Source organism: Streptomyces sp. NPDC048392 (genome assembly GCF_043200575.1).
In the GTDB taxonomy this organism is placed as follows: Bacteria; Actinomycetota; Actinomycetes; order Streptomycetales; family Streptomycetaceae; genus Streptomyces.
The window spans coordinates 15,264-40,941 of record NZ_JBICYB010000019.1 but is presented as its reverse complement, the minus strand read 5'-3'; the positions used below and the strand labels follow the sequence as shown (position 1 = coordinate 40,941).

Genomic DNA, 25,678 nt, shown 5'->3' with positions numbered 1-25,678 from the left:
GGTACGCCGCTCAGTCCGCCGTCGGCTGAAGGGTCTCCCGGGCCTTCGGCAGGATGTTGACGATGTAGTCCTCGACGGCCTTGTCCAGGCCGATGTCGTGCTGGGACCGCTCGGACAGGTACCAGCGGTGCTCCAGCAGCTCGTGGTAGATCTCCGCCGGATCCATGGCGCCGCGCAGCTCCACCGGCACGGCGCGCACGGTGGGCCGGAAGACCTCGCGCACCCAGCGGTGGGCGAGGACCTCCGGGCGGGCGCCGAGGGGGTCGCCCGGTGCGTAGTCGTCCTGGGTGGCCATCCAGCTCTCCAGGTCGTTGAGCAGCCGGCGGGCCTGGTTCTCCTCGGCGTCCAGGCCGGTCAGGCGGAGCAGTTGGCGCTGGTGGTGACCGGCGTCGACGACCTTGGGGACGAAGGTGACCGTGTCGCCGTTGGAGGCGTGCTCGATCTGCATCTCCGCCACGTCGAAACCGAGGTCGTTGAGCCGCCGGATCCGGCGCTCGATGTAGTGGTACTTGCCCGCCGGATAGACGGACGTGCGGGTCAGCTCCTCCCACAGGCGCCGGTAGCGGGCGCAGATCTCCATGCCGAAGTCGACCGGGTCGACGGAGGGGTGCAGTGCCCCGGACGCCTCCAGGTCGAGCAGCTCGCCGCTGATGTTCACCCGGGCCAGGTCGAGGTCGTAGTCGCGCTGCCCGGGGCTGAGCCGGGGATGCAGTTCACCGGTCTCTGCGTCGACCAGGTAGGCGGCGTAGGCGCCCGCGTCGCGCCGGAAGAGCGTGTTGGACAGCGAGCAGTCCCCCCAGGCGAACCCGGCCAGGTGCAGCCGGACCAGCAGCACCGCGAGGGCGTCCATCAGACGGTGCATGGTCGCCGGGCGCAGCGTCGTCTCGAACATCGACCGGTACGGAAGCGAGCCGCCCAGGTGCCGGGTGACCAGCACCGGTTCCAGCGCGTCGCCGGAGGTGCCGGTACGGCCGGTGACCACGGCCAGCGCGTCCACCGCCGGGATGGCGAGCCGGTCCAGGTCGCGCAGCAGCTGGTACTCGCGCAGCGCGGGCCGCTCGGCCAGCTCCTTGACGGCGATCACCTCGTCCCCGGCGCGCGCGTAGCGGACCACGTGCCGGGAGATGCCGCGCGGCAGCGGCACGAGGTACTCCTCGGGCCACCGCTCCAGCGGCAGCTGCCACGGCAGTTCGAGCAGGAGCGCGGGATGCTCCGGATTGGTGGCGCTGAATTGCAAGGCCATGCCCCGACTCTAGAACGCCCGTTCCCGGGCCAGTGCCGCGGCGTCCTTCACCGGCCCGTGGTGGACGGGACCGTGTCCGGGCAGCAGGACGTCGCCCTCGAGACCGGCGAGGACGTCGAGCGAGGCGATCGCGCGCGCCCGGTCGTGGTGGAACAGGTCGGGCAGCAGCTGCGGTCCCCGGATCCGGGAGACGGCGTGCCCGCTCACCAGCGCGTCGCCCGAGATCACCACTCCGGCGTCGGGCAGGTGGTAGACGCAGTGGCCGTCGGTGTGGCCCGGGGTGTGCACCGGCACGGGGTGGCCGGGCAGGTCGAGGGGGCCGTCGGCCGGGAAGGGCGCGGGCGCGGTCACCGGGTGCTGTTCGGTGCCGCCGGCGCGCAGCACGTGCGCCATCCACGGCAGCACACCCGGGCGCCAGGCGTTGCGCAGCACCGTGCCGACCGACACCTGCTGGAGGAAGTCGCGCCGGGCGTGGGGCACCTCGTCCTCGTGCAGCAGGACCGGGGTGCCGTGGGCGGCGCGCAGGTACTCGGCCGAGCCCAGGTGGTCGTTGTGCGCGTGGGTGATCAGCACCGCCGCCACCGCCTCGGGCGCGCTCCCGACGGCGGCCAGGGAGTCGAGCAGCAGTCGGCGGTCGCCGGGGTAGCCGGTGTCGACGAGGGTCACCGCGCCGCCGTCGGCGAGGATGACCCAGTTGGTGCTGCCGCCGTGCACCAGGTAGGTGCCTTCGGCCACTTGCCGTACGTCCGCGCTCATGATCTCCCGCATTCCAGGTGGTTGCCCCGTGCGGGACAGCCAACCAGAAGCGGTGCGCGGACGGCCGCCCGGCCCTCAGCGCACGCCGTGCGGACGGAACTGGACGCTGATGCGGGGTCCGGCGGCCCGGGTGCTCTTGGGGACGCAGTGCTCCCAGGTGCGCTGACAGGAGCCGCCCATTACGATCAGGTCGCCGTGGCCCAGGGGGCGGCGCACGGTCTCGCCGCCCCCGCCCGCCGGGCGCAGCAGCAGGTCGCGGGGCGCGCCGACCGAGAGGATGGCGACCATCGTGTCCCGGCTCGCGCCGCGCCCGGTCCGGTCGCCGTGCCAGGCGACGCTGTCCCGGCCGTCGCGGTAGTGGCACAGCCCCGCGGTGGTGAAGGGCTCGCCCAGCTCCTCGGTGTAGTGGGCCGTCAGCGCCTCTCGCGCCTGCGCCAGCAGCGGGTGCGGGAGGGTGTCGCCCGCGCCGTAGAAGGCGAGCAGCCGGGGCACGTCCACCACCTGGTCGTACATGGCACGCCGCTCGGCCCGCCACGGGACCTCGGCGGCCAGGTGCTCGAACAGCGCGTCGGCGCCGCTCAGCCAGCCCGGGAGCAGGTCGATCCAGGCCCCGGCGCCCAGACGGGTGCGGCGCAGCCCTCCGAGCGAGCCCAGCCGGACCTCGTCGGCCTGGTCGAAGAGCGAGCCCTGGAGATGCGTGGTCATGGGACCAGCGTACTCCTGATTCGAAAGGGTGTTCTATCGACGTCGTCGCCCCTGTCGATACGCCGGTGTATCCGATACATTCGCGCATCGGACTGGCGAAGGGGCAGGGCATGGCGGTGGAGGCGACGGCAGGGCGGGTCACCAGACGGCGCGCCCACACCCGCGCGAACCTGCTGGACGCCGCGTTCGCGGTGTTCGCCGCCAAGGGGTTCGGGCGGGTGTCGATCGAGCAGGTCTGCGAGGCGGCCGGATACAGCCGGGGCGCCTTCTACTCCAACTTCGACAGCCTCGACGAGCTGTTCTTCGCCCTCTACCGGCAGCGGGCCGAGCTGATCGCCGAGCAGGTGTCCGCGGCCCTCGCCTCCGACGGACCCGACCTGGACGTGCCGGCCGCCGTGGACCGGGTCACCGGGGTGCTGCTCCTCGACCGCGACTGGCTCCTGGTGAAGACGGACTTCCTGGTGCACGCCGCCCGCGACCCCGCCGTGGCCCGGACCCTGCTGGAGCACCGGGCACGGCTCAGACAGGCGATCGCCGACCGGCTCGCCCGGCACGGCGGGAACGGGGACACCCCTCTGCCCGCCGTGCCGGGCGACGCCGCGGGCGCCGCGCACGCGGTGGTCGCCGCGTACGACGGAGTCACCACCCAGCTGCTCCTGGACCGGGACGTCGGGCATGCCCGGGTCTGGCTGGGACAGCTGCTCACCGCGCTGCTCACCGAAGGCGGCACGCGCCAATGACGGAACAGGAAGGGACGGTCGCCATGGATGCCGACGTCATCGTGGTCGGAGCGGGTCTGGCGGGGCTGGTCGCGGCGCACGAGCTGACCAGCCGCGGCAGAAGGGTCGCCCTGGTCGACCAGGAGAACGCGGCCAACCTCGGCGGCCAGGCCTTCTGGTCCTTCGGCGGCCTCTTTCTCGTCGACTCCCCGGAGCAGCGCCGCCTCGGTGTCAAGGACTCCCTCGACCTCGCCTGGAACGACTGGCAGGGCAGCGCCGGCTTCGACCGGACCGACGACGAGGACTCCTGGGCGGTGCGCTGGGCCCGTGCGTACGTCGAGTGGGCGGCGGGGGAGAAGCGGTCCTGGCTGGCCGGGCACGGCATCACCTTCCTGCCCACCGTCGGCTGGGCCGAACGCGGTGACCTCGGGGCGGGCGGTCACGGGAACTCCGTGCCGCGCTTCCACATCGCCTGGGGCACCGGCACGGGAGTCGTCGAGCCGTTCGTCCGGTACGCGAGGCAGGCCGCGCGCGACGGACTGCTCACCTTCCACCACCGCCACCGGGTCGACCACCTGGTGGTCGAGGACGGCACCGCGCGCGGCGTACGCGGCACGGTCCTCGCCGAGGACCGCTCGCCCCGCGGCGTCGCCTCCAGCCGCGAGGTGGCCGGTGAGTTCGCCTTCACCGCGCAGGCGGTGATCGTCACCTCCGGCGGCATCGGCGCCGACCACGACATCGTCCGCCGCCACTGGCCCGAGCGCCTCGGCACCCCGCCCGCCGAGATGGTCACCGGTGTCCCCGCCTACGTCGACGGGCGGATGCTCGGCATCAGCGCCGAAGCGGGGGCCCGGCTGGTCAACCGCGACCGGATGTGGCACTACACCGAGGGCGTCCGCAACTGGGACCCGATCTGGCCCGGCCACGGCATCCGCATCCTGCCCGGACCCTCGTCCATGTGGTTCGACGCCCTCGGCCGCCGTCTTCCCGGGCCCTGCCTGCCCGGTTACGACACCCTCGGCACCCTGCGGCACCTGCGCACGGCCGACGGTCTCGCGGGCCACGGCCACTCCTGGTTCATCTCCACCCGGAAGATCGTCGAGAAGGAGTTCGCGCTCTCCGGCTCCGAGCAGAACCCCGACATCACCGCCAAGGACCGCGCCGGCTTCCTGCGCGAACGCGTCCTCGGCAGGGGCGCCCCGGGGCCGGTGGACGCCTTCCTGCGCCGGGGCGCCGACTTCGTGACAGCGCCGGACCTGGAACAGCTGGTCGACCGGATGAACGGGCTCACCGGCAAGCCGCTCCTGGACGCCGCCTCGATCCGCCGCCAAATCGAGGCCCGCGACCTCCAGATGGCCAACCCGTACGCCAAGGACGCCCAGGTGCAGGGCATCCGCAACGCCCGCCGCTACATCGGCGACCGCCTGGGCCGGGTCGCGGCCCCGCACCGCATCCTCGACCCGGCGGCGGGCCCGCTGATCGGCGTCAAGCTGCACATCCTCACCCGCAAGACCCTCGGCGGCATCCAGACCGACCTCGACTCCCGCGCCCTGGGCGCCGACGGCAGTCCGGTCGAGGGCCTGTACGCGGCCGGCGAGGTGGCGGGCTTCGGCGGCGGCGGGGTGCACGGGTACAACGCGCTGGAGGGCACCTTCCTCGGCGGCTGCCTGTTCTCCGGGCGGGCGGCGGGCCGGGCGGCGGCGCGGCAGACGGCCTGAGCGGCACACGACCCGGCGGCTGCTCAGGCCGTCCGCCCCCGGTCGAGGAGGCGGAGCAGCACGGCGGCGTGGCTCTCCTCGGGGGACTTGGACGCGGTCAGCAGCGTCACGTCCCCCTCATCCGCCAGCTCCCGTACACGGCCGAGGAGTTCCGTCGCCTCCGGGGCGGCCAGCTCGGCCTCGTACCGCCGCGCGAACTCCTCGTAGGAGCCCTCGCCCGCGTGGAACCAGCGGCGGAGTCCGGCCGACGGGGTCAGGCCCTTGGGCCACTCGTCCACGTGTGCCGAGTCCTTCGCCACGCCCCGGGGCCACAGCCGGTCCACGAGGACGCGTACGCCGTCGTCCGGCTCGGGCGGGTCGTAGACACGGCGCACTCGCGCGCTCATGGCGCTCCTCCCGCGGCCGACGACGCTCTCGCGAGAATACGTCCGGTGCCGGTGCCCGGCACCTTCGCGGCGGGATCAGCCGGAGCGCCGGCGCACGGCCTCGCGCCGCTTGAGCGCACGGCGCTCCAGCTCGCCGGTCCCGCCCCAGACGCCGATGGACTGCCCCGTGTCGAGCGCCCACCGCAGACACTGCTCCTGAACCGGGCAGCGCCGGCAGACCGTCTTCGCCTGCTCGGTCTGCAAAGCGGCCGGGCCGGTGGTGCCGATCGGGAAGAACAGCTCGGGGTCCTCCGTCCGGCATGCGGCGTACTCTCGCCAGTTGTCCATCAAAGTCACCTGCGATCGGTATCGTTCGGGCCCTCGTGCATGGCTTGCTCCGTTGCGGGTGACCTGTCGACAGCGGGGCGAAACCGGCGACTTGCCCCCGGTGAACGAGCGGGTGTGCCGTACGCGGCGCCGCGTGCCTACGGTCGGAGCGTCTCCCCGGCCGCCGTCGCCACCGCGTCCGCCACCGTGACCAGCGCGGGGGAGTCGAGCTTCCACTGCTGCCAGTACAACGGGACGTCCACCGCCGCATCCGGGGCGAAGACGACGAGCCGGCCGGTGCGCAGCAGCGGCTCGGCCTGCGGCTGCGGCACCATGCCCCAGCCGAGACCGGCCACGACGGCCTCGACGAAGCCCTCCGAGGTCGGCACGTAGTGCCGCGCGGCACTCGCGCCGTCGTGGCCGAGCCGCCGTGCGAAGGCGTCCTGGAAGTCGTCCCGCCGGTCGAAGACCACCACGGGAGCCCCGGCGACCGCCTCGCGCGGCGGTCCCTGAAGGTGCCGCGCGGCGAAGTCGGGAGCGGCGCAGGGGAGATAGCGCATCCGGCCCAGCGCCCGGACAGTGCAGCCCGGCACCGGTTCGGGTGACGACGTCACCGCCGCCATCACCACGCCCTCCCGCAGCAGCGCCGAGGTGTGGCCCTCGTCCTCGCGGCGCAGCTCGAAACAGAGCGCGGGCTCGTGGGGGAGGCGGGTGAGGGCGGACAGGAACCAGGTGGCCAGCGAGTCCGCGTTCACCGCCACCGACACGCGGGTCGGCTCGCCCTCCCCCCTCAGCCCCAGCTCGGCCGAGGCGTCCCGCTCCAGCCGCGCCACCTGACGGGCCAGCCGCACCAGCACGGCACCGGAGTCGGTCGCCCGCACCGGCTTGGTGCGCAGCAGCAGCACCCGGCCGGTGCGCTGCTCCAGCGCCTTCACCCGCTGGCTGACCGCGGACGGCGTGACGTGCAGCGCGGCGGCGGCCGCGTCGAACGTGCCCTCGTCCACCACGGCCAGCAGGGTGCGCACCTGCTCCAGCGGCAGATCCGCGAACACCGCGGATCCCGTCCTACCGGCTGTCATCACGAGGGCTAATGATACGTAAGAATCTTTAGCTGTACGCCCTGTGATCGTCCGCTTAGCGTCAAGGGCATGACCAACGCCCTCACGGCAGCGGCGGCCGGTTTCGGCACCGGCCTCTCGCTCATCGTCGCCATCGGCGCGCAGAACGCCTTCGTCCTGCGTCAGGGGGTGCGCCGGGACGCGGTCCTCGCCGTGGTCGGGATCTGCGCGCTGTCCGACGCCCTGCTGATCGCCCTGGGCGTCGGCGGGGTCGGCGCCGTGGTGGTGGCGTGGCCGGGCGCGCTGACCGCCGTCGGCCTGATCGGCGGCGCCTTCCTGCTCTGCTACGGCGCCCTGGCCGCCCGGCGGGTGTTCCGCCCGGCCGGCGCGTTGCGGGCGGAGGGGGACGCCGCGGGCTCGCGCCGCCGGGCCGTCCTCACCTGCCTGGCGCTGACCTGGCTCAATCCGCACGTCTACCTCGACACCGTGTTCCTGCTGGGCTCGGTCGCCGCCGACCGGGGGCCGCTGCGCTGGACCTTCGGCCTCGGCGCCGCGGTCGCCAGCCTGGTCTGGTTCGCCGCGCTCGGTTTCGGCGGCCGCTACCTCGGCCGCTTCCTGGCCCGGCCCGCGGCCTGGCGCGTGCTGGACGGCCTGGTGGCCGCCACCATGATCGCCCTCGGCGTCTCCCTCGTCGCCGGGGCCTGAGCGGGCCGCGTCCGGCCACGCACGCCGCTAGTAGGGCTGCCTAACGAAGCCCGACCAGGACTCGAACGGAACTGCGATAGTGATCCCCGTAACCGAAAGATGTACCTAGCATGTAGGAAGCGCGTGGACACGAGCGAGAGCAGTGCCGAGAGCGGCGCCGAACCCGGGACGAAAGCCCCGGCACCGGACGGGGCGCGCCGACGGGGGTGGCGCCGCTGGGCCATGGACACCCGCCCCCTGCGCCGCCCGGCCTACCGCAGACTCTGGTCCTCGACCATCGTCACGGCCGTGGGCAGCCAGCTCACAGCGGTCGCCGTGCCCCAGCAGATCTACGACATCACCGGCTCCTCGGCCTGGGTCGGCGCCGCGAGCCTCGCGGGTCTGCTGCCGCTCATCGTGTTCGCGCTGTGGGGCGGCGCGGTGGCGGACACCATGGACCGCCGCAAGCTGCTGCTGATCACCAACGTCGGCATCGCCGTGACCTCGCTGCTCTTCTGGACACAGGCGGCCACCGGCCTGGAGTCGGTGGCCGTCCTGATGCTGCTGCTCGCCCTGCAGCAGGCCTTCTGGGGCCTCAACGCCCCCGCGCGCAACGCCTCGATCGCCCGTCTGGTGCCCGCGGACCAGCTGCCCGCCGCGAACGCGCTGGGCTCGACCGTCATGCAGACGGGGCAGGTGGTCGGCCCACTGCTCGCCGGGGCGCTGATACCGGTGATCGGGCTGCCCGAGCTGTACCTCGTCGACGCCCTGGCCCTGTGCGTCACCGTGTGGGCGGTCCACCGGCTGCCCGCCCTCCCGCCGCTTGCGGGCACGGCGGTCCGGCGGGCGGGCGTGCGCGAGGTCGTGGCCGGTTTCCGCTACATCGCCGGGCACAAGGTCCTGCTGCTGTCCTTCCTGGCCGACATCGTCGCCATGGTGTTCGGCATGCCCCGGGCCCTCTTCCCGCAACTCGCCGCCGAGACGTACGTCCCGTACGGCGAGGGGCTCGCCCTCGGTCTGCTGTTCGCGGCGATCCCCATCGGCGCGGTGGCCGGCGGGCTGTTCTCCGGCACCTTCTCGCGGGCTCGCCGGCACGGCTGGATGGTGATCGGCGCGGTCGTCGTCTGGGGGGCCGCCATCACCGGGTCCGGACTGAGCGGAAGCCTGTGGCTCGCGGTGGCGTTCCTGGCCGTGGCCGGTGTGGCCGACATGGTCTCCATGGTGTTCCGCGGGGCGATCCTGCTGTCCGCCGCCACCGACGAGATGCGCGGACGCATGCAGGGCGTGTTCACGGTCGTCGTGGCGGGCGGCCCGCGGCTGGCCGACGTGCTGCACGGCGGCGCGGGCGCCGTCTTCGGCGCGCGGGAGGCCGTGGCCGGCGGCGGGCTGCTGGTCGTGGTGGTGATGCTGGCCCTGGCGGCCGCGGTGCCGGCGCTGCGGCGCTACCGCGTCTGAGGAAACTCACAGGGAGCCGCGTCCGTGCAGCGCGTAGTGCTCCATGAGCCGGCTCCTGGTGCTCTCCAGCCGGTGCGCGAGGATCTCGGCGACCGACCGCACCAGTACGATGCCCAGCCGCGGGTCCTCCTCGCACAGTCCCAGCACCGCGGCCGCGTCGAACTCCTAGGCGCGCACCGGGCTGAACGCCTCGGCGCCGAAGTCCCACTCGTAGGGCGGGAACAGCCAGGACCAGCCGAGCAGATCGCCCACGCCGAGGCTGGCGACCGTGACCCGCTGCAGTGACGTCACCCGCTGGGTCAGGGAGACCGCGCCGGAGCGGATGACCCAGAAGCGGTCGGCCCTGCCCCCCGGCTCGAAGATCCGTTGGTCCTCCGGGAAGGAGACCTGCCGGGCCAGCGCCATCAGCCGCTCACGCTGGGGCAGGGGGAGGGCGGTCAGGAGTTTGATCGCTTTGGTCATGGCACGGGGCTCCTCGCCGGCGATTCGGTTCCGGGGCTTTCCCTATGCCCATTTCAGTCGCTGCGGGCGCCCCGAGCACCTCGGCGGACGGCGGATCCCGTGCGGATTCCGTGCCGGAACCGGTGACGGTGGCGCGAGGGCATGAAGAAGCCCTGGCCGGACGGGGGAGGCCGGCCAGGGCCGTAAGCGGTGACCGCGGAGGACGCTCCGGTCGACTCCGTCGCCACTTATGGATGAACGCTAAACCATCTCCGTGCGTTCCGCGAAGCCGGTACCGCGACACGTGATCCGTTTCACTCGCGTTTCCTCCGGCCTGTGCGCGCGTCCCCAAGCGCCGTGCTCCGCGACGGCCCTGATCGCTTCCAGAGGCGGATCCGCCGGGCTCGGGAGAAGTGCATTCCGGCGTCCTGGCCGCTGCGCGGGCAGCGCGGGGCGGGCCGGTCGGCCGCTCACCCGGCGGGGCGGCCGGAACGCCGGGCGGACACGGCGTGATCGTCTCCGCCGCGATCCGGCCGTCCGCCCGGTTCACGGGCACGCCCTCGGTGGGACCCGAGAACGTGTCCCGTGGCAGCCCCGCCTGCGGCGTCCGCGGCTCGGACGGCGACGGCACCGCCACGCGCGGGGCGGGGCCCAGGCCGGGGCGGCGTGGGCGAGGCCCCCAGGCGCGCCGAGCGGTTGGCCGGCGGTCCGGCGCTCCGTCCCGCGGCCCGTCACCCCGAGTGCCGTCCCGCGGCCCGTCACCCCGAGTGCCGTCCCGGGGCCCGTCACCCCGAGTGCCGTCCCGGGGTCAGCACCTCGTCGAGCACCCGCAGGACGGCCTCGTACGCCACCGTCCGCACGGCGGCCTCCCGCGAGCCCTCCGGGTCGGTGGGCCGCAGCTCCTCGCTGCGCGCCAGCCAGGCCCGCCTCTCCTCCAGCGCGCAGCCCCTCGCGCGGTGCATGCGACGCAGCAGTTCGTCCGAGTCCACAACATCCGTCATGCACTCCGCGTACCCCCGCAGGCCGCCCGGATGGCCCCTGGGCCGCGAGGGGGACAGGAGGTTTGCCGGTACGGGCGGAGGTCAGCCGACAGTGACGAGGCCGCCCGGCGCGCAGCCGGCCGGAGCGGACCGTCCCACCGACCAGGGAGCTGACGGATGTGTGACAGGGACACAACCGAACCCGTCGTCGTCGACCAGCGCGGCACGGACCCGCACCACCGGTACCGGCCATGCCGGCCCGCCGACGCGCGCAGGGCGGTCGAACGGGCCGTCACCGAGTGCCGTGCCACCGGCGGCCATGCGACGTGCGACGCGGGCGCCCTGTCGGACGCCGTGCTCGTGGCCTCGGAGCTGACCACCAACGCCATCCTGCACGGCGGCGGCATCACCGATTTCCGGGTCGACGTCGTGGAACCCGGAGCGGGACCCGGCGTGCGCCTGTCGGTGTGCGACCGCAGCCACGACCTCCCGGTGGCCGTGCCGCCCACCGACGACCGGGGCCGCCGGCGCCTCGGCGGCCGGGGCTGGCCGATCGTCTGCCGGCTGGCCCGCGAAGTACGCGTGGCAGATCTTCCCTCGGGAGGCAAGTGCATCACGGTGGTCGTTCCGCTGTCCTGATGAGTTTTCGAAAAGCGGAGTTTGTTCCACCGGGGCGGGGGCAGTCGCAGATTCGTGCTTCGGACCGGAGGCGCAGCAGCGGGAAAGGTATGGCTGCTTCGGTGCTCCGGCTTTCGCCGGGGTGGCCGGGACAGCGCCCGTTCCCGCGGAAAGTCCCCTGAGACCACCGTTCAGGAGCGAAGCCGCATGCTCATCGAAACACCCACCATCCGTCCCGGTACCCCCGAGTCCACCAACGCTTCTGCCGGTTCCACCGCTCCCACCCGCCGTCGGCACGACGACGCCCCCGACACCATGGCCCTCTTCGGCCGCCTGGCGGAGCTGGCGGACGGTCCGGAGCGCGACGCAGTCCGCGACGAACTCGTCACGGCCTGGCTGCCCATGGCCCACCGGATCGCCGGGCGGTTCCGGGACCGCGGGGAATCCCTCGAAGACCTCCGGCAGGTCGCGGCACTCGGCCTGGTCAAGGCCATCGACCGCTTCGACCCCGAGCGGGGAGCCTTCGAGAGCTACGCCGTGCCGACCATCACGGGCGAGGTCAAGCGCCATTTCCGCGACCGGATGTGGGCCCTGAGGGTGCCCCGCCGGGTCCAGGAACTGCGCAACAAGGTGCGCGTCGCCCGACGCGAGCTCACGCAGAACCCGGGCAGCCCCGAACCCTCGGTGGCCGCCCTCGCCGCCCACACCGGTCTGACCGAGGACGAGGTCGGCGCCGGCATGGAAGCGCTGGAGAGCTTCAGCACGCTGTCGCTGGACGCCGAGCTGTCGGCCGGGGACGACGGCTACAGCCTCGCGGACACGCTCGGCGCGGCCGACAACTCGTACGACACCGTGATCGACCGCGAGTCCGCCAAGGAGGGCCTGCGCCGGCTGCCCGAACGCGAGCGCGCCATTCTCTACATGCGCTTCTTCGAGGACATGACACAGAGCCGGATAGCCGACTGCCTGGGCATCTCGCAGATGCACGTCTCGCGCCTCATCAGCCGCAGCTGCGCCCGGGTGCGCGACGAGGCGATGGGAGAGCGGGCGGTCCGCTCCGGCCGTCCGGTGCGTACCTGATGAACGACGAGCCGGGCGGACCGGGGACTGAGGGAGGGAAGGGACGGATGCTGATGCCCCACCCCGCGGTGCTGCGCAAGCTCCTGGAGGAGTACGAGGCGGCCGCGGTGAGCGAACCCGTCGACGCGAGCGGCGAACCGGGGCCGCGCACCCGGGACCTGGCGTACACCCTGTGCGTGTCCACCGGGACGCGTGACGTGCGGCAGGCTCTGGAGACCGCCCGGCGCCGGCTCGCGGACGCGTCGGCGCCGGCGCCCGTGCGCGACGGCGCGCACGCCGGCGTGGCGGACTGACGCGAGGGACGAACAGGGGCGCGAGAGAGCGACTGCCCGTATGCCGCCACGCGGTGTACGGGCAGTCGCACGTCGGCAGCCGCCTGTCGACCGCCGCTCGCCGGCGCTCGTACGCCGACGACCGCACTGGTGTGCGCGGAGGATGCCGGGGCATGCGGAGTCCGGGAGGGGAGGTCCACATGAACGCACGCGTCCTCGCACGTACCGGCCGCGGTCACGCCCGGCGGGCCGCGAACGGGTCGGCGGCCGAGGGGGCCGCCCGGGCCGGGCTCACCGCTCGCGGCGTCATCTACCTGCTGGTCGGCACCCTGGCCCTGCAGATCGCCCTCGGCACCGGAAACCGGCAGGCGGACCGGGGCGGTGCCCTGGCCGAACTGTCGGACAAGCCGTTCGGGGCCGTGCTGCTGTGGGCGCTCGGTGCCGGGCTGGTCGGCATGGCCCTGTGGAGGCTGTCCGAGGCGATCTTCGGCGCCACGGGGAAGGACGGCCACACGGCCAGGAAGCGCCTGCCCGCCGCCGCCCGCTGCGTGTTCTACGCGTTCGTCGCCTACTCCGTACTGGCCTTCGCGGCCGGGGCCGGCGGCAGTGGCTCCAGCGACCGGCAGTCACGGGACGTCACGGCGCGGGTGATGGAGATGCCCGCGGGCCGATGGCTCGTGGGCGTCGCCGGGGCCGCGATCGTCGTCGCCGGAGTGGTGATCGCCGTACAGGCACTGCGCCGCGGCTACCACAAGAAGATGAAGCTCGGCGCTCTGCGCCCCCGGACCCGGCGGCTGGTCGACGTCACCGGCGTCGGCGGCGGCACGGCCCGCGGCCTCGTGTTCGCCGGGGTGGGCGCCTTCACCGTACGGGCCGCCGTCGACTACGCGCCGGACCGGGCCAAGGGACTGGACGACACCCTCCGCTCCTTCGCCGACACCCCGCTCGGCCCCTGGCTGCTGGCCCTGGTCGCCGCGGGTCTGGTGCTGTTCGGTGTCTTCTCCTTCGCCCTCGCCCGCTGGCGTAGGGTCTGAGCGGCCCGGCACGGGGAACACGGGGCGAATGAACGAACACGAGATTCCTCCGCCGGACGGACGTCCCGTGGACGTCTACCTCGACCTCCTGCGCGTTCGCATGGCGAACGACGACTACCAGCTGCTGCTCAGCGTGGTGGAACCGGTCCTCCAGGCGATCGACGAGCAGCAGATGCCGACCATCGACTTCTCGCTCGACGGGGACAACGCGGAGGCGCTGCCCCAGGAGATCAGGGACGAGGCCGCACTGGTCATCGCCACCGCCGTCACCGGCCGTCTCGACAACGAGGTCGTCGAGATCAACACCGACGAGACCGGCCCCGTCCGGGTCGTCACCGACGCCACCACCGCCTCCGACCCCGAACGCCTCGGCGAGATAGCCGACTACCTCAAGGAACGCCACCAGCAGAACGAGGAGCTGCGCGGCATCGCCGAGGCCAGCGGTCTGCCCAGCGACTTCTGACCCTCACGGCCCCGGCGCCACCGTCACTTCGGCGTCCTGACGGACACGCCCAGCGGCCGGGCGAGGCCCGTCACCGCCTCGTCCAGCCGCTCCAGGTGCCGCAGTACCCGGCCGGTGATCCTGCCGTACCGGGGCGCCCCGGCGGTGTCCGGCTCCAGCAGCGAGGCGATGCTGGGCCCGGTCTCCACCTCGGTCTCCGCGTCCTCGTCGGCGACACGGGCGGCGATCGCCTCGATGTTGCGCACCGTGCGCCGCACCGCACCGCGCAGCCGGGGGTCGGCCGCGATCGAGGGATGGGTGGGCAGCAGCTCGGCCGTCGCGGCCAGCGACCGCGCGTGATAGGCGCAGGTCTCCAGCAGCGCCACCACGTACCGGGCCGTGTCGCGCCGCGCCCGCAACGGCGTGATCGGGTGGGTCAGCGGCTGGGTGGCGGCCCGCAGGTCGCCCAGCGCCTGGTCCAGCTCCCGCGCGGTGTCCAGCAGGTCGGCCGCCGGCCCGCCGCTGAGCTGGTCGACGGCACCCTCCGTCACATCGGTGAGCCGCTCCAGCACCGTGCCGAGGAGTTCGTTGGTACGCCGGTCGGTGCGTATCGGCAGCACCAGCGCCGCCGCCACGATCCCGCAGGCCGCGCCCAGCGCCGTCTCCTCCACCCGCAGCAACAGCACCGACAGGCTGTAGGTGTGCAGCAGCGTGTACAGCAGCCCGAGCATCGCGGTGACGAAGAACGACATCAGTGTGTAGGACAGCGGTGCCGTGTAGAACATCGCGAAGATGAGCACCAGCACCAGCCCGAACGCCGTCCAGGTGTGGTTCCCGACCACACCGGCCAGCACGATGCCCGCCACCACCCCCAGCACGGTGCCGAGCAGCCGTCGGTAGCCCTTGACCAGGATCTCGCCGGTCGAAGCGGTGTTGATGAAGACGATCCAGCAGGTGAGCACCGCCCAGTACCAGCGCTGCGTGGACAGGAACTCCCCGCCGACGATGGCCAGCGAGGAGCCCACGGCCACCTGCACCGCGGCGCGCGTGGTGGGCCGCCGCAACCCGGTCCGCTTCTCCTCCGGCGCCGTCTCCTCACCGGCGTCGATGGCCGCGTCCTCGGCGTCCAGCTCCTCCCGGGAGCGGGTCGTGGCGGGTGTGTCGTCCGACTCGTCCTGCGGCCCGTCCAGGGCGATCCTGAGGCCCATGACCGCGCGCGCCGTCTCACCGATGCCGCGGAACACGTCCTGGACGGCCGCGGTCGCCTCCGGCAGGTTCTCCTCGTCGCGGTAGCCGACCAGCCGGTTGCGCAGATGGGACAGCGCGATGCCGCGCGCCTCCGCGGGCGGCCGCAGCACCAGGGTGCGCAACGCCGCCAGGTCACGGCGCAGTATCTCGGTGGCCTCGCCGGGCGCCGGTGAGCGGCCCACCGAGGGGGCGGGCGCGCCCGGCAGGTGCAGGGTCAGGGTGTCCGCCCGCTCGGCGCTGCGCGCGGTCAGCAGCAAAAGGCCCAGGCGCTCGGCGGCGATCTCGGCGTCCGCGATGCGCCGCTGCACCAGGCGCGCCGTGGACTCGTCGGGCGTGCCCTCCTCCAGCCGGGACTGGATCATCAGGGCCGTCTCGTGCAGCCGCGCGGTGCCGTCACGCAGGCGGTCCAGGACCTTCTCGATCTCGTCGGGCCCGGCGTCCAGCAGCTCGCTCTGGGTGGCGATCAGCTGGGCCAGCCGCGCCCGGAAGGCCTGCCGCAGCAGCCGCAGGATACGCGCGGGCGTCGCCGGGACCACCGCGAAGCGCACCACCGCGCTGGACGCGAAGGCCACCGCGACGGCGGTCCACAGACCCGGCAGCCCCGACGCCTCCGCGCCGACGAACAGGGACACGAAGTAGACCTGGAAACCGATCAGCCCCAGTGCCGTGCCCCGGTCGCCGAACCGGCGGACGAAGACGGCGCAGAAGATCAGGACCACGAAGACGGCGTCCCCGATGACGACCCGTGAGGCGAGCAGCGTGCTCAGCGTCATGGAGGCCAGGGCGACGGGCAGACCCAGCGCCAGCGTGACGGCCTGCGGGCCCCGCTCCTTCTCCCGGATGGCGAAGGTGGCGACCATCGCGGCGATGGCCCCCGCCACCAGGTGCTTGACGTCCACGCCGAACACGGCGAGCACGGCGAGCGTCAGCGCGATCGCGCCCACCGTCCGCAGCCCCGCCGTCAGCCGCAACAGCCCGGGGTCGGACGCGGCGACGCGGTCCCGCAGCCGTGTCCGCACCGAGCGCCCCGCTGCCTTCACGCCGCCGTACACTCTCCCGATTCACTACCGTTGACCGCCGGTCCCGACCGGTTCACGCCGAGATCCACTTCTCAGCATGTCATGCCCCGAGCCGGTACCGGCCGCGGGGTCACAGCTCCGCCCGGCCCGCCCCGCTCACCTGGTCCCGCACCTGCTCCGGGGTCAGATAGGCGTCGGTGTACTCGAAGTCCTTCAGCTTGGCCGGCTTGCGGGCCTGGAAACCGGTACGTACGAAATCGTCGCCCGCTACCGCGTTGAGCGCCCAGTTGGTCGCCACCCTCGCCTTGGCCACGCCCGTGCGCAGCGCCGACCAGTGGTAGCCGCGGGCCACCGCCTGGGCGGGCAGACCCTTCAGCTCGACGCCGAGCGGCTTGGAGACCGCGTCGGTGCCGCCGAGGTCGACGACGAGACCCAGATCCTTGTGGACGTACGGCCGCATCGGCTGGTTGCGCAGGGTGGCGATGAGGTTCTCGGCGACGTGCCGCCCCTGCCGCATCGCGTGCTGGGCGGTGGGCGGGCACACGGCGCCGTCCTGGCCCTTGGCGAGATCGGGCACGGCGGCGGAGTCGCCGAGCGCGAAGACCCCGTCGTGGTTCGGCAGGCACATCTCGGCGGTGACCGCGAGCCGCCCCTTGACCGTCTCCGCGCCGAGCGTGGCCATCAGCGGGCTCGCCACCACGCCCGCGGTCCAGATCAGCGTACGGGTGGGCACCACCCGGCCGTCCGTGAAGGTGACCTCCTCGGGTCCGGCCTTCTCGATGGACACGCCCAGGGAGATGTCGATGCCGCGCCGGGTGAGGACCTCCTGCGCGTCACGGCCGAGCTTCTCGCCCAGCTCGGGCATCAGTTTCGGGGCGATGTCGATCAGATGCCACTTGATCAGGCTCGGGTCGAGCCGGTTGTAGCGCTTGACGGCCGCGTGCGTCAGCCGCTGCAGACAGGCCGCGGTCTCGGTGCCCGCGTAACCGCCGCCGACCACCACGAACTGCAGCCGGGAGGCACGCTCCACGGGGTCCTGGCTGGCGTCGGCGAGGTCCAGCTGCGAGATGACGTGGTCGCGGATGTACGCGGCCTCCGCCAGAGTCTTCATGCCGAAGGCGTTGTCGGTGAGCCCCGGAATGTCGAAGGTGCGGGTGATGCTGCCGGGCGCCAGCACGATGTAGTCGTACGGCTCGTTGACGATCCGGTCGGTGATGGTGCGCACCACGCAGACCTTCGCCTCGAGGTCCACCCCGATGGCACCACCCGGGATGATCCGGGTCCGGTACCTGCTGCTGCGGCGCAGGGAGAGCGCGATCGACTGGGGCGTCAGCACCCCGGAGGCGACCTGGGGCAGCAGCGGCAGATAAAGCTGATACGAGAACGGCGTCACCAGGGTGACGTCGGCCTCGTCGGGGGAGAGCCTCCGCTCCAGACGACGGACGCACTCCACGCCGGCGAAACCTGCGCCGACCACCAGGATCCTGGGTCGTGTCACGGTGTTCATCCCTTTCTGCGGCTCCGGGCGGTCTGCCGCGAACGCCATTCGCCTGCCCCTGGATCGCCGCTTCGCACCTCACCGATCCCACCGCGCCCACACCGGTCCGGCCAGCCGGGTGCGGCAGGCAGGCGACACTCCGGTGCGCCCGGCGGGACCACTTCCTGATCACCACCATGCCCCGCCCGGGCCCGGAGCGCACCGGGCCGGAGTGAACGGCGTGGAACGGAACCGTGGGGGAACGGTGCCGGTGCTCAGCCCGGACCGCGCAGATGACACAGCAGCAGACACACGTCGTCGTCCCGCTGGGAGTCGCTGAGCAGCGGACGCAGGATTCCGTCGGCCGCGCCCTCCAGGTCCGCCGCCAGCTTCGCCGGGCCGAAGGAACCGAGCGCCTCGGTCAGCCGCGCGATGCCCGGGTCTATGCCCAGGGCGCGGCGCTCCACCAGGCCGTCCGTGTACAGCGCGAGCGTGGAACCCGGCGCCAGCCGCTCCGTGTGGTCGGAGATCTTCTGCTTCAGCGGGATGCCCAGCATGGCACCGGGTTTGGCGTCCAGGGTGCGCACCCGCCCGTCCGGGGTGCGCAGAACCGGCGGTGGATGCCCGGCGGCCGCCCACGTCATGGTCGGGTCGCCGGGGCGGAAGCGCGCGATGACGGCCGTGGCGAACAGATCGGGCTGGAGGTGGTGCAGGAAGGTGTGCAGGCGGGTCAGAAGCTGCCCGGGGCTGCCGCCGTCGACGGCGTACGCGCGCAGGGCGGTGCGCAGCTGACTCATCATCACGGCCGCGCGCAGTCCGTGTCCGGTGACGTCCCCGACGACGGCGATGACGCTGCCGTCGGGCTGACGGAACGCGTCGTACCAGTCGCCGCCGATGTTCAGCCCGTGGGTCGCCGGCAGATAGCGAGCGGCCAGGGCCAGGCCGGGCGGGGCCGGCAGCTCCGTCAGCAGAGCCCGCTGGAGGGTCTCGGCGATGTCGCGGTTGTGCTGGTAGCGCTGGGCGTGGTCGATCGCGATGCTGGCCCGCCGGGTCAGCTCGACCAGCATCACGGCGTCGTCCGGGTCCCAGCGCTCACCCGGTGGAGACAGGGTCACCACACCCAGGGGCGCCTGCCGGGTCGGCAACGGGATGCACAGCAGGGGCCGGTCCGGGGCCAGCGCGGAGGGCGGCTGGTCGTCGACACCGGGCAGTCCGCCCGGGTGCGCGGCGGCGTACTGCGGCCGTCCGGTGCGGGCGGCGACCACCGCGGCCGCCGCGTGGGCGGGGCCGGGCCGGTCGCCGTCCTGGTCGAACAGCCAGACGTCGACACTGGCCGCGTACTCGGGCACCAGCAGTTCCGGCAGCCGCCGCACGATCTCGTGATGGTCGAGCGACGCGGTCAGCACCGCGCTCGCGTCCGCCAGGAACGTCAGCCTGCGCCGGGCGTTCTCCGCCTCCGTGCGCGCCTTGCGTTCGGCGGCGAACGCCTCACGCTGGGCCCGCCCGGCGGCGTCCAGCTCGGCGTGCAGCGCGACGACGCCCTGGTTCGTCTGCTGCAGCTCCTCCCGGTGGAACTCGACCAGGCCCTCCTGCTCGGTGAGCCTCTCCAGCACCAGCGCGGTGTCCTCGTCGGCACCCAGCAGGGCCTCTTCCGGCCCCGCCGGGTCCTCCGCCACGGCGTCGGCGTCGACGTCCGCCGTCGCCTCCGGGCACGGCACCGTGACCCGCCACGGCGGCTGACCCGCGGCAGCCGCCTCGGGCGACGGCGTCACCACGGCGTGCAGCACGCTCTCCCCGGTTCCTGCCCCGGGGCGCAAGACGGTGCCCGTCTCCAGGGTGAGCCGCCAGGAGCCGCCTTTGGTCAGGCACAGCCGCAACTGCGCGCCGACCAAGGCCGTCAGCCGCGTGCGCTCCAGGGGCGGCACGCCGTAGGCCGCGGCCAGGCGCCCGGTGGCGACGCGCGCCCGCACCGCGTCGCCGACATCACTGATCTGCCAGGTACGGGTCATGGATGGTCCGGCGGGGTCGGGGCCAGCACGGCGACCGCGGTGTCGTCCCGTACGGGCCGGGCCGGGCTGCTGGCGTCACGGATCGTGACGGCGGCGGTCACCGCCGGGTCGGTCGCCGCTCGGTACGTGTCGGACGTCGGCGACCAACGGCTCGGCAGGCCGTCACTGTGCAGGACCAGCACCCGGTCCTCCGCCCAGGTGGTCTCCTCCTGGCGCAGGGTGGTGGGCCGGTGGGTGCCGACGATGCCGGGCCGCGACACCAGGTGCCGCCAGGTGCCGCCCTCGCACAGCCGCGCCCCGATGTTGCCGACACCGGTGAACGTGAGCGCCCCGGCCCGCGTGTCGACCTGGGCGACCGCGACGGCCGCGCCGCGGGTGCCGGCCAGTGCCCGGTCCAGCCGCCGCACCGCCTCGGCCGGCGCCACGTGGGCGCAGGCCCGCAGTGCCTCCACCGCGGCGGTCGAGGCACGGGCGGCCTCCGGGCCGTGGCCCAGCCCGTCGGCCAGCATCAGCGTGACGAGGTCCCCGTCCCGGACCCAGGCCCAGGCGTCACCCGAGTACTCCGCACCGCCGAACGGGACGTTCACCGCGCCGGCCCGCAACCGGCCCGCCGGGCCGGATTCGGTGACGCGGGCCTCCGGCACGGCGCCGACCCGGGCGACCACCACCGTGCCCCGGCCGGGGACGCTGTGGAGGTCGAAGTCGTCGGCGAGGCGCGCACAGGTGCCGAGACCGGCACCGAGGGAGCGCGTGGTGGTGAAACCGTCGCGCAGCGCGGCGGACACGTCGGTGATCCCGGGCCCGTGGTCGATCGTGGCGATCTGCACGTGCCGGGGCCCCACCCGGCCGGCCGCGAGGACGGCCGGGGCGACCACGTCGACGAGGACCTGGCCGCCCCCGGCGTGCTTGAGCAGGTTGGTGGCCAGCTCGGTCGCCACCAGGGCCGCCGTCGAGGTCCGCTGCTCGTCCAGGCCGGCCAGGGCCGCCGCGTGTTCCGCGGCCACCCTGGCGTCGCGCACCCGGGTCGAGTCGTGCACCGGCACGTCCCACACACGTGGCATGTCAGTACTCCTCACGCGGGCGCGGCGGCCGGCCCACCCAGGACGTCACCCGCACGGTCGTCCCCGCGCCCGGGGCGCTCTCGATCCCGAACTCGTGCACCAGGCGACGCGCGCCGCCCAGCCCCATGCCGAGCCCCTCGCCGGACGTGAACCCGTCACTGAGCGCCTGCTCCAGGTCCGGGATGCCGGGCCCCTCGTCGCTGAAGGTCAGCCGCAGCCCGTGCGTGGTGCCCTCGACGAGCGGCTCCGTCTCCATGGTGCCGCCACCGCCGTACACGAGCGTGTTGCGGGCCAGCTCACTGGCCGCGGTGACCAGCTTGGTCTGGTCCACCAGGCCGAAGCCGAGCTGGGCGGCCGCCTGTCGCACATGCTGTCGCACCCACACCAGATCCATGTCCGAACGGATCGGCAGGCGGGCCTGGGAGCCCGCGGCAGTGTGCATCACTGACTCTCCTGGCGCAGGCCGCCGAAGCGGGACGACGGGGCCTGCTGCCTGAGGAGCTCCATGGCCACCTCGGTACTGAGCGCCGTGTGCACGCTCGGCAGCGTCAGACCCAGCTCCACCAGGGTGATGGCGACCGCCGGCCGCATGCCGACCAGAACGGTCCGCGCGGCCAGCAGGCCGGTCTGCCCGGCGATCTCGGCCAGGATCCGGCCGAGGTAGGAGTCGACGATCTCCACGCCCGAGACGTCTATGACCACACCCGTGGCACCACTGCGCACGATGGTCTCGGCGAGATCCTCCTGAAGCTGCTGTGCCGTACTGTCGTACAGATCCCCCTGGAGGGTGACCAGGAGAACCTCTCCGAGCCGGAGAACCGGAACGTGCCCTGTCACCGGAACCCCGTGGGGCCCGGGAAACACCTCGCTCACCGCTGGACCGCACCGTTCGTGCCGGGCGTCACGATGCCGACCCCGAGCTGGTGCAGCACGTAGCCCAGTGCGTCGGCGAGGCTCGCCCGGGTGACCACCGTGCCCAGGTCCAGACCGAGATGGACCATGGTCTGCGCGATAGCGGGGCGGATGCCGGAGACGATGCACTCGGCGCCCATGAGCCGGGCCGCCGCGACGGTCTTCATCAGGTGCTGGGCCACCAGCGAGTCGACTGTCGGTACACCGGTGATGTCCAGGATCGCGTAGCGCGCCTGCTGCTCCACGATGGACTGCAGCAGGGTCTCCATCACCACCTGGCTGCGCTCGCTGTCCAGCGTACCGATCAGCGGAACGGCCACGATGCCGTCCCACAGCTTGATGACCGGTGTGGCCACCTCCATCAGCTGCAGCCGCTGACGGTCGATGAGCGCCTGCCCCTCACTGAGCGCCGTCTGCATGACGACGACCCGCAGGGTACCCATCAGCACGCTCAGCGTGGTGACACAGGCACGGGCGTGCTCGGCCGGCGCGTCCTCCGGCAGGTCGGACAGGAGCAGGTTCTCGACGGGCGGGCGCAGGGTGGCCAGCTCGCTGGACACCTGGGCGGTGCTGAGACCGGCCCGGGAGCGGGCGGCGCCCATCCGCGCCAACTGCTCGCGCACCGACGTGAATCCGGCGGCGTCCGGGTCCTCCGCCCGCTCCGCGTCCGCGACTTGGGCCAGCGCGTCCACCACGGCCTTGCCCGCCTCGACCGCCTCGTCGCGCGAGACGGTGAACACGGCCCTGAACAAGGGCTCGTCCGCCCAGCGTTGGGCGATCTGTTCACGACGGTGCCGCAGAAAGTCCCTGACCTCGGTCGTCGGCGATCCCGCTGTTCCCTCCGCCTGTTCCGGCACCTGTTCCACTCCTCATCCGCGTTGCGCCGCACAGCCCCGCGAGGAGGTGTGTGCCGGCGATGTGACTCTGCCGGGCGACAACTTTAACGACCCGCCGACCTCGTACGACACCTGCTTCCGCACGACCGGTCCGGATGAGCGGCGGAGCGGGGACGACTCAGGCCTCCGGCACCCGCGGACCCTCCGGGTGCGCGTCGACGCGGGAGAGGGCCTCCTCGACGCTCTCCGAGACCGGCACCGTGATACTCACCCCGGTCAGGTCCAGGACGCGCCGCACCGCCTGGGCGGGCGAGATGATGTGCACGCTGCCCGGCAGCTCGCGCGCCTCCTGGTAGACCCGCAGGATGATGTTCATGCCGGACGAGTCCATGAACGGCACCTCGGACAGGTCCAGCAGGAAGTGGCGTCGGCCGTGGTGGAGTTGGTTGGCCAGATGGTGCTGGAACTCGGTCGCCGTGTCGACGTCCAGGTAACCCGCCACCTTGAGCAGCGCGACATCCTCCCGCGGCAGCGTCACCTCGACGGACAGCGGGTTCTGGGCTATGGGCACGTGTACCTCCAACAACGCGGCGGCGCGGCGGGCCGTTCGGTGGCCCGCCGCGCCCCGCGATTACCCCCGAATCGCGTCCCCATGCATGCCGGACGGCCCCGGTTCGCGCGGGCCCGCGGTCACCCCACCCGGATACCCACCAGACACGTGTCGTCGTCCGTGTCCGACCTGCTGTAGGTGAGCAGCCGGTCCAGATGCTGGTCCAGGGTGTTCGGTGTCGGGCGCACGGTGCTCAGCAGCTGGGACAGCGCCTCCTCCACCGGACGGTCACGGCGTTCGATCAGGCCGTCGGTGTACATCAGCAGCGTGTCACCCGCGGCCAGCTGCGCCTCCGCCTCCTCGTACGCCGCCTCCGCCACCGCCCCGAGGAGCATGCCCCTGACCAGCGGCAGCGGCTCCGCGGCCGGTCCCCGCACCAGCACCGGCGGCAGATGGCCCGCCCTGGCCCAGCGCAGCGTGCGCCGGGCGGGGTCGTACAGGCCGCACACCGCCGTGGCGGTGACCCCGCCCGTCAGATGGTGCGCCACGATGTTGAGCCAGGACAGCAGCTGACCCGGTCCGGCGCCGGTCACCGCCAGGCCGCGCAGCGCGTTGCGCAGCACCACCATGCTGGTCGCCGCCTCCATCCCGTGCCCGGCGACATCGCCCACGCACAGCAGCACCAGCCCGTTCGGCAGCATCACCGCGTCGTACCAGTCGCCGCCCACCAGCTGCTCCGTCTCCGCGGGCCGGTACCGGACGGCCACCTGGAGGTCCGGCACCCTGAGCGGGGTCTGGGCGGGCGGCATGATGGCGTGCTGCAACCGGAGCGTCAGCCGGTTGCGCTCGATGGCCTGCTGCTCGGTGTGCGCCAACTGGTCACGCGTCGCGGCGAGCGCCACCTCCGTCCAGTGCTGGGCCGAGATGTCCTGACAGGCGCCCCGGACGAGGAGCAGCCGGTCGTCCGTGTCCAGGACCGGCTCGGCCACCACCCGCACGTGCCGGGTCACCCCGTCGGGCCGCCGCAGCCGGAACGCCGCAGACGCCGGCCGGCGGTGGTGCAGCAGCGTGCGCAGGAACCGGCCGATGGCGACGGCGTCGTCCGGATGGGCGTGGGCGGCCAGTTCCTCCAGCGGGACCGGCGTACTGGAGCGCGGGCGGCCGTACAGGTCGAAGAGCTGCCCGTTCCAGGTGATCTCGCCGGTCAGCAGGTTCTCCTCGAAACCACCGATGCGGCCGAGCCGTTGCGCGTGCTGGAGCAGACTGGCCAGCCGGGCCGCCTCGTCCTCGATGCGCCAGATGAGCAGGACGGCGTTGCCGTGCCGGCTCACGCTGATGTCCGCGACCGCCGACAGCGGTACCTGGTCCACCAGAGCGGTCAGGTTCATGTGCCGGGCCCGGAACGGCTCGCCCGTGGCGTACACCCGTTCCACGTTCTGGAACAGCTCGCTGTCCCCGGCGGCCATCGGGTAGGCCTCCAGCAGCAGCGCACCGCCCACCACGGCACGCGGCCGGCCGGCCGGGTCCAGGAAGCGCTTGTTCACATGCTGGATGCGGAAGTCCGCCAGGTGGCCCGCGGCGTCCAGGTGCGGTACCAGGACCAGGGCGGGGTCGTGCAGCCCGTCGGCCAGGTCCATCAGCTCCACCGCGTCCGGGATGACCCGCGGATCCTGCTCGGTGCCGCGCGGCGGCGTGTACGACTCCAGGGTGTGCGCGCACAGCTCCGCCAGCGCCTCCACCTGACGCACCACCTGGGGCGGCTGCGCGGCCAGCGGCACCGGCCAGGCGATCTCCAGCACGCCGTGGATGCGTCCCCCGGTACCGGCGGGCACGGCGACCCTGCCACCGTCCGGGTACTGGTGCCGGCCCACGCTGGGCAGCCCCGTCCGGGCCAGGGACGTGATCCACTGCCCCGTCCGCTCGGTCAGCCCGCGCCGGGCCACCGTCGCCACGTCCGGCGGCACGTAACGCCAGCGGGCCGCCTCGGCCGGGGGGAAGCCGGCACTGCCCACCAGGGTGAGCGAACCGTCGTACCCGACCGCCCAGATGGCCACCGCGACCGCGCCGAGCGGGCGCAGCGCCTGTTCGAGCAGCGCGTCGGCGACGGCCTGGGTGTCGTCCGCGGCCAGTGCGCCGCTCTCGGCGGCCCGCAGACGGACGGCGGCCGACTCGGCCACCGCCTCCCCGGCCCCCGCACCGTCCTCGGCGTCCGCGGTCCGCACGGCGGCGGTGGCCGCGAGAAACGCGTCCGTCACCTCCGACATCCGGTCCCGGGCGGCCTGGTTGATGACGTCGACCGCGAACTCCAGTGGCGTCACCCGGGACTGCTCGGCCAGTTCGGCGAGCTGCCGGGCGGCCTGGGCCGGACCGCAGCCGAGCCGCGCCACCAGGACACCCTTGGCCAGCTCGATCAGCGCCCGGCCCTCGGCCCCCGCCTGGGCGGCCCGCACCTCGCGGCTGAGCCGGTCCACCGTGGCCGCCAGTCTGCCCACGGGCGACAACGGAGCCAGTCCGCGCAGGCCGTCACCCGGCCCGTCGACCGCGCAGGACCGCGGCGGCCCGGGGACGCGGGGCGGCCCGGCGGAGGCGTCCCGCCGGGCGTCGTCGGCCGCTTCACCGGGCTGCTCGGACCCGCTCACCATGGGAACACTCCTCGGCCGGGGGCGAGG

26 protein-coding genes and 1 pseudogene are annotated in these 25,678 nt (G+C 73.4%); 9 read left to right on the top strand and 18 right to left on the bottom strand.

The features are described 5' to 3' along the window. Positions 1-10: 10 nt before the first annotated feature. The 3 genes from ACGFYH_RS23840 to ACGFYH_RS23830 all read right to left on the bottom strand — a co-directional run bounded on the left by ACGFYH_RS23840 (position 11) and on the right by ACGFYH_RS23830 (position 2,704). Positions 11-1,243 (bottom strand): DUF4032 domain-containing protein, encoded by a 1,233-nt coding sequence (locus ACGFYH_RS23840; protein ID WP_393805185.1) that lies wholly within the window; start codon positions 1,241-1,243, stop codon positions 11-13. A 9-nt stretch (positions 1,244-1,252) separates the two neighbouring features. Next, a complete protein-coding gene (locus tag ACGFYH_RS23835; protein WP_393805184.1) occupies positions 1,253-1,999 on the bottom strand; it encodes an MBL fold metallo-hydrolase in 747 nt (248 codons plus the stop codon). Between the two features lie 75 nt (positions 2,000-2,074). After that, positions 2,075-2,704 carry an alpha-ketoglutarate-dependent dioxygenase AlkB gene (locus ACGFYH_RS23830; RefSeq protein WP_393805183.1) on the bottom strand — a complete coding sequence of 210 codons (630 nt, stop codon included), beginning with the start codon at positions 2,702-2,704 and terminating at the stop codon, positions 2,075-2,077. 110 nt (positions 2,705-2,814) lie between these two features. Here ACGFYH_RS23830 and ACGFYH_RS23825 point away from each other — a divergent pair, with 110 nt between their 5' ends. Then, complete coding sequence (locus tag ACGFYH_RS23825) at positions 2,815-3,444, top strand: TetR/AcrR family transcriptional regulator (protein WP_393805264.1); 630 nt, start codon at positions 2,815-2,817, stop codon at positions 3,442-3,444. Between the two features lie 23 nt (positions 3,445-3,467). Further along, positions 3,468-5,141, top strand: a complete 1,674-nt coding sequence (locus tag ACGFYH_RS23820; protein WP_393805263.1) for an FAD-binding dehydrogenase — start codon at positions 3,468-3,470, stop codon at positions 5,139-5,141. A gap of 23 nt (positions 5,142-5,164) precedes the next feature. Here ACGFYH_RS23820 and ACGFYH_RS23815 read toward each other — a convergent pair whose 3' ends face one another. The 3 genes from ACGFYH_RS23815 to ACGFYH_RS23805 all read right to left on the bottom strand — a co-directional run bounded on the left by ACGFYH_RS23815 (position 5,165) and on the right by ACGFYH_RS23805 (position 6,912). Further along, a complete protein-coding gene (locus tag ACGFYH_RS23815; RefSeq protein WP_393805182.1) occupies positions 5,165-5,527 on the bottom strand; it encodes a DUF488 domain-containing protein in 363 nt (120 codons plus the stop codon). Positions 5,528-5,602: 75 nt separating this feature from the next. Further along, positions 5,603-5,854: a WhiB family transcriptional regulator gene (locus ACGFYH_RS23810; RefSeq protein ID WP_393805181.1), complete on the bottom strand. Its 252-nt coding sequence runs from the start codon at positions 5,852-5,854 to the stop codon at positions 5,603-5,605. Positions 5,855-5,991: 137 nt separating this feature from the next. After that, positions 5,992-6,912: a LysR family transcriptional regulator ArgP gene (locus ACGFYH_RS23805; RefSeq protein ID WP_393805262.1), complete on the bottom strand. Its 921-nt coding sequence runs from the start codon at positions 6,910-6,912 to the stop codon at positions 5,992-5,994. Between the two features lie 69 nt (positions 6,913-6,981). Between ACGFYH_RS23805 and ACGFYH_RS23800 the strand changes: the two genes are divergently transcribed. Then, a complete protein-coding gene (locus ACGFYH_RS23800; protein WP_393805180.1) occupies positions 6,982-7,596 on the top strand; it encodes a LysE/ArgO family amino acid transporter in 615 nt (204 codons plus the stop codon). 123 nt (positions 7,597-7,719) lie between these two features. Then, complete coding sequence (locus ACGFYH_RS23795) at positions 7,720-9,030, top strand: MFS transporter (RefSeq protein ID WP_393805179.1); 1,311 nt, start codon at positions 7,720-7,722, stop codon at positions 9,028-9,030. A 6-nt stretch (positions 9,031-9,036) separates the two neighbouring features. Here ACGFYH_RS23795 and ACGFYH_RS23790 read toward each other — a convergent pair. From ACGFYH_RS23790 to ACGFYH_RS23780, 3 genes and pseudogenes are all read right to left on the bottom strand, one after another. After that, positions 9,037-9,492 (bottom strand): annotated as a pseudogene (locus ACGFYH_RS23790) (Crp/Fnr family transcriptional regulator). Then, positions 9,443-10,021: a hypothetical protein gene (locus tag ACGFYH_RS23785; RefSeq protein ID WP_393805178.1), complete on the bottom strand. Its 579-nt coding sequence runs from the start codon at positions 10,019-10,021 to the stop codon at positions 9,443-9,445. Before ACGFYH_RS23785 ends, ACGFYH_RS23790 begins: the two are co-directional and overlap by 50 nt. A gap of 235 nt (positions 10,022-10,256) precedes the next feature. Continuing rightward, positions 10,257-10,472 carry a hypothetical protein gene (locus ACGFYH_RS23780; RefSeq protein ID WP_393805177.1) on the bottom strand — a complete coding sequence of 72 codons (216 nt, stop codon included), beginning with the start codon at positions 10,470-10,472 and terminating at the stop codon, positions 10,257-10,259. Between the two features lie 156 nt (positions 10,473-10,628). Between ACGFYH_RS23780 and ACGFYH_RS23775 the strand changes: the two genes are divergently transcribed. The 5 genes from ACGFYH_RS23775 to ACGFYH_RS23755 all read left to right on the top strand — a co-directional run bounded on the left by ACGFYH_RS23775 (position 10,629) and on the right by ACGFYH_RS23755 (position 13,918). Continuing rightward, complete coding sequence (locus ACGFYH_RS23775; protein ID WP_393805176.1) at positions 10,629-11,090, top strand: ATP-binding protein; 462 nt, start codon at positions 10,629-10,631, stop codon at positions 11,088-11,090. Positions 11,091-11,276: 186 nt separating this feature from the next. Then, on the top strand, positions 11,277-12,149 hold the full coding sequence (locus ACGFYH_RS23770) for a SigB/SigF/SigG family RNA polymerase sigma factor (RefSeq protein WP_393805175.1): 873 nt from the start codon (positions 11,277-11,279) through the stop codon (positions 12,147-12,149). Positions 12,150-12,196: 47 nt separating this feature from the next. After that, positions 12,197-12,442, top strand: a complete 246-nt coding sequence (locus ACGFYH_RS23765; protein ID WP_393805174.1) for a DUF5133 domain-containing protein — start codon at positions 12,197-12,199, stop codon at positions 12,440-12,442. A 179-nt stretch (positions 12,443-12,621) separates the two neighbouring features. After that, positions 12,622-13,455, top strand: a complete 834-nt coding sequence (locus ACGFYH_RS23760) for a DUF1206 domain-containing protein (RefSeq protein WP_393805173.1) — start codon at positions 12,622-12,624, stop codon at positions 13,453-13,455. A 28-nt stretch (positions 13,456-13,483) separates the two neighbouring features. Further along, a complete protein-coding gene (locus ACGFYH_RS23755) occupies positions 13,484-13,918 on the top strand; it encodes a hypothetical protein (RefSeq protein WP_393805172.1) in 435 nt (144 codons plus the stop codon). Between the two features lie 23 nt (positions 13,919-13,941). On the opposite strand, the gene ACGFYH_RS23750 is transcribed toward ACGFYH_RS23755, so the two are convergent. The 9 genes from ACGFYH_RS23750 to ACGFYH_RS23710 all read right to left on the bottom strand — a co-directional run bounded on the left by ACGFYH_RS23750 (position 13,942) and on the right by ACGFYH_RS23710 (position 25,648). Continuing rightward, a complete protein-coding gene (locus ACGFYH_RS23750; protein ID WP_393805171.1) occupies positions 13,942-16,185 on the bottom strand; it encodes an FUSC family protein in 2,244 nt (747 codons plus the stop codon). Between the two features lie 109 nt (positions 16,186-16,294). Further along, positions 16,295-17,671, bottom strand: a complete 1,377-nt coding sequence (locus ACGFYH_RS23745; protein ID WP_393805170.1) for an NAD(P)/FAD-dependent oxidoreductase — start codon at positions 17,669-17,671, stop codon at positions 16,295-16,297. Positions 17,672-17,916: 245 nt separating this feature from the next. Further along, positions 17,917-19,650 carry a PP2C family protein-serine/threonine phosphatase gene (locus ACGFYH_RS23740; protein WP_393805169.1) on the bottom strand — a complete coding sequence of 578 codons (1,734 nt, stop codon included), beginning with the start codon at positions 19,648-19,650 and terminating at the stop codon, positions 17,917-17,919. After that, positions 19,647-20,711, bottom strand: a complete 1,065-nt coding sequence (locus ACGFYH_RS23735; protein WP_393805168.1) for an ATP-binding SpoIIE family protein phosphatase — start codon at positions 20,709-20,711, stop codon at positions 19,647-19,649. Before ACGFYH_RS23735 ends, ACGFYH_RS23740 begins: the two co-directional genes overlap by 4 nt. 1 nt (position 20,712) lies before the next feature. Continuing rightward, positions 20,713-21,153 carry an anti-sigma regulatory factor gene (locus ACGFYH_RS23730; protein ID WP_393805167.1) on the bottom strand — a complete coding sequence of 147 codons (441 nt, stop codon included), beginning with the start codon at positions 21,151-21,153 and terminating at the stop codon, positions 20,713-20,715. Continuing rightward, the gene (locus ACGFYH_RS23725) at positions 21,153-21,584 is read right to left on the bottom strand and encodes an STAS domain-containing protein (protein ID WP_393805166.1); all 432 of its coding nucleotides are present in this window, start codon (positions 21,582-21,584) and stop codon (positions 21,153-21,155) included. The genes ACGFYH_RS23730 and ACGFYH_RS23725 overlap by 1 nt, the downstream gene beginning before the upstream one ends. Continuing rightward, the gene (locus ACGFYH_RS23720; RefSeq protein WP_393805165.1) at positions 21,581-22,480 is read right to left on the bottom strand and encodes an STAS domain-containing protein; all 900 of its coding nucleotides are present in this window, start codon (positions 22,478-22,480) and stop codon (positions 21,581-21,583) included. The genes ACGFYH_RS23725 and ACGFYH_RS23720 overlap by 4 nt, the downstream gene beginning before the upstream one ends. Before the next feature lie 157 nt (positions 22,481-22,637). After that, the gene (locus ACGFYH_RS23715; RefSeq protein ID WP_393805164.1) at positions 22,638-23,030 is read right to left on the bottom strand and encodes an STAS domain-containing protein; all 393 of its coding nucleotides are present in this window, start codon (positions 23,028-23,030) and stop codon (positions 22,638-22,640) included. A gap of 119 nt (positions 23,031-23,149) precedes the next feature. Then, positions 23,150-25,648, bottom strand: a complete 2,499-nt coding sequence (locus ACGFYH_RS23710) for a SpoIIE family protein phosphatase (protein ID WP_393805261.1) — start codon at positions 25,646-25,648, stop codon at positions 23,150-23,152. Between the last annotated feature and the right edge of the window lie 30 nt (positions 25,649-25,678).

What these genes read in the sequence shown, in the direction of transcription:
- ACGFYH_RS23840 (WP_393805185.1), bottom strand. Translation starts at nt 1,243, where the DNA reads ATGGCCTTGCAATTCAGCGCCACCAATCCGGAGCATCCCGCGCTCCTG.
- ACGFYH_RS23835 (WP_393805184.1), bottom strand. Translation starts at nt 1,999, where the DNA reads ATGAGCGCGGACGTACGGCAAGTGGCCGAAGGCACCTACCTGGTGCAC.
- ACGFYH_RS23830 (WP_393805183.1), bottom strand. Translation starts at nt 2,704, where the DNA reads ATGACCACGCATCTCCAGGGCTCGCTCTTCGACCAGGCCGACGAGGTC.
- ACGFYH_RS23825 (WP_393805264.1), top strand. Translation starts at nt 2,815, where the DNA reads ATGGCGGTGGAGGCGACGGCAGGGCGGGTCACCAGACGGCGCGCCCAC.
- ACGFYH_RS23820 (WP_393805263.1), top strand. Translation starts at nt 3,468, where the DNA reads ATGGATGCCGACGTCATCGTGGTCGGAGCGGGTCTGGCGGGGCTGGTC.
- ACGFYH_RS23815 (WP_393805182.1), bottom strand. Translation starts at nt 5,527, where the DNA reads ATGAGCGCGCGAGTGCGCCGTGTCTACGACCCGCCCGAGCCGGACGAC.
- ACGFYH_RS23810 (WP_393805181.1), bottom strand. Translation starts at nt 5,854, where the DNA reads ATGGACAACTGGCGAGAGTACGCCGCATGCCGGACGGAGGACCCCGAG.
- ACGFYH_RS23805 (WP_393805262.1), bottom strand. Translation starts at nt 6,912, where the DNA reads ATGACAGCCGGTAGGACGGGATCCGCGGTGTTCGCGGATCTGCCGCTG.
- ACGFYH_RS23800 (WP_393805180.1), top strand. Translation starts at nt 6,982, where the DNA reads ATGACCAACGCCCTCACGGCAGCGGCGGCCGGTTTCGGCACCGGCCTC.
- ACGFYH_RS23780 (WP_393805177.1), bottom strand. Translation starts at nt 10,472, where the DNA reads ATGACGGATGTTGTGGACTCGGACGAACTGCTGCGTCGCATGCACCGC.
- ACGFYH_RS23775 (WP_393805176.1), top strand. Translation starts at nt 10,629, where the DNA reads ATGTGTGACAGGGACACAACCGAACCCGTCGTCGTCGACCAGCGCGGC.
- ACGFYH_RS23770 (WP_393805175.1), top strand. Translation starts at nt 11,277, where the DNA reads ATGCTCATCGAAACACCCACCATCCGTCCCGGTACCCCCGAGTCCACC.
- ACGFYH_RS23765 (WP_393805174.1), top strand. Translation starts at nt 12,197, where the DNA reads ATGCTGATGCCCCACCCCGCGGTGCTGCGCAAGCTCCTGGAGGAGTAC.
- ACGFYH_RS23760 (WP_393805173.1), top strand. Translation starts at nt 12,622, where the DNA reads ATGAACGCACGCGTCCTCGCACGTACCGGCCGCGGTCACGCCCGGCGG.
- ACGFYH_RS23755 (WP_393805172.1), top strand. Translation starts at nt 13,484, where the DNA reads ATGAACGAACACGAGATTCCTCCGCCGGACGGACGTCCCGTGGACGTC.
- ACGFYH_RS23745 (WP_393805170.1), bottom strand. Translation starts at nt 17,671, where the DNA reads ATGAACACCGTGACACGACCCAGGATCCTGGTGGTCGGCGCAGGTTTC.
- ACGFYH_RS23740 (WP_393805169.1), bottom strand. Translation starts at nt 19,650, where the DNA reads ATGACCCGTACCTGGCAGATCAGTGATGTCGGCGACGCGGTGCGGGCG.
- ACGFYH_RS23735 (WP_393805168.1), bottom strand. Translation starts at nt 20,711, where the DNA reads ATGCCACGTGTGTGGGACGTGCCGGTGCACGACTCGACCCGGGTGCGC.
- ACGFYH_RS23730 (WP_393805167.1), bottom strand. Translation starts at nt 21,153, where the DNA reads ATGCACACTGCCGCGGGCTCCCAGGCCCGCCTGCCGATCCGTTCGGAC.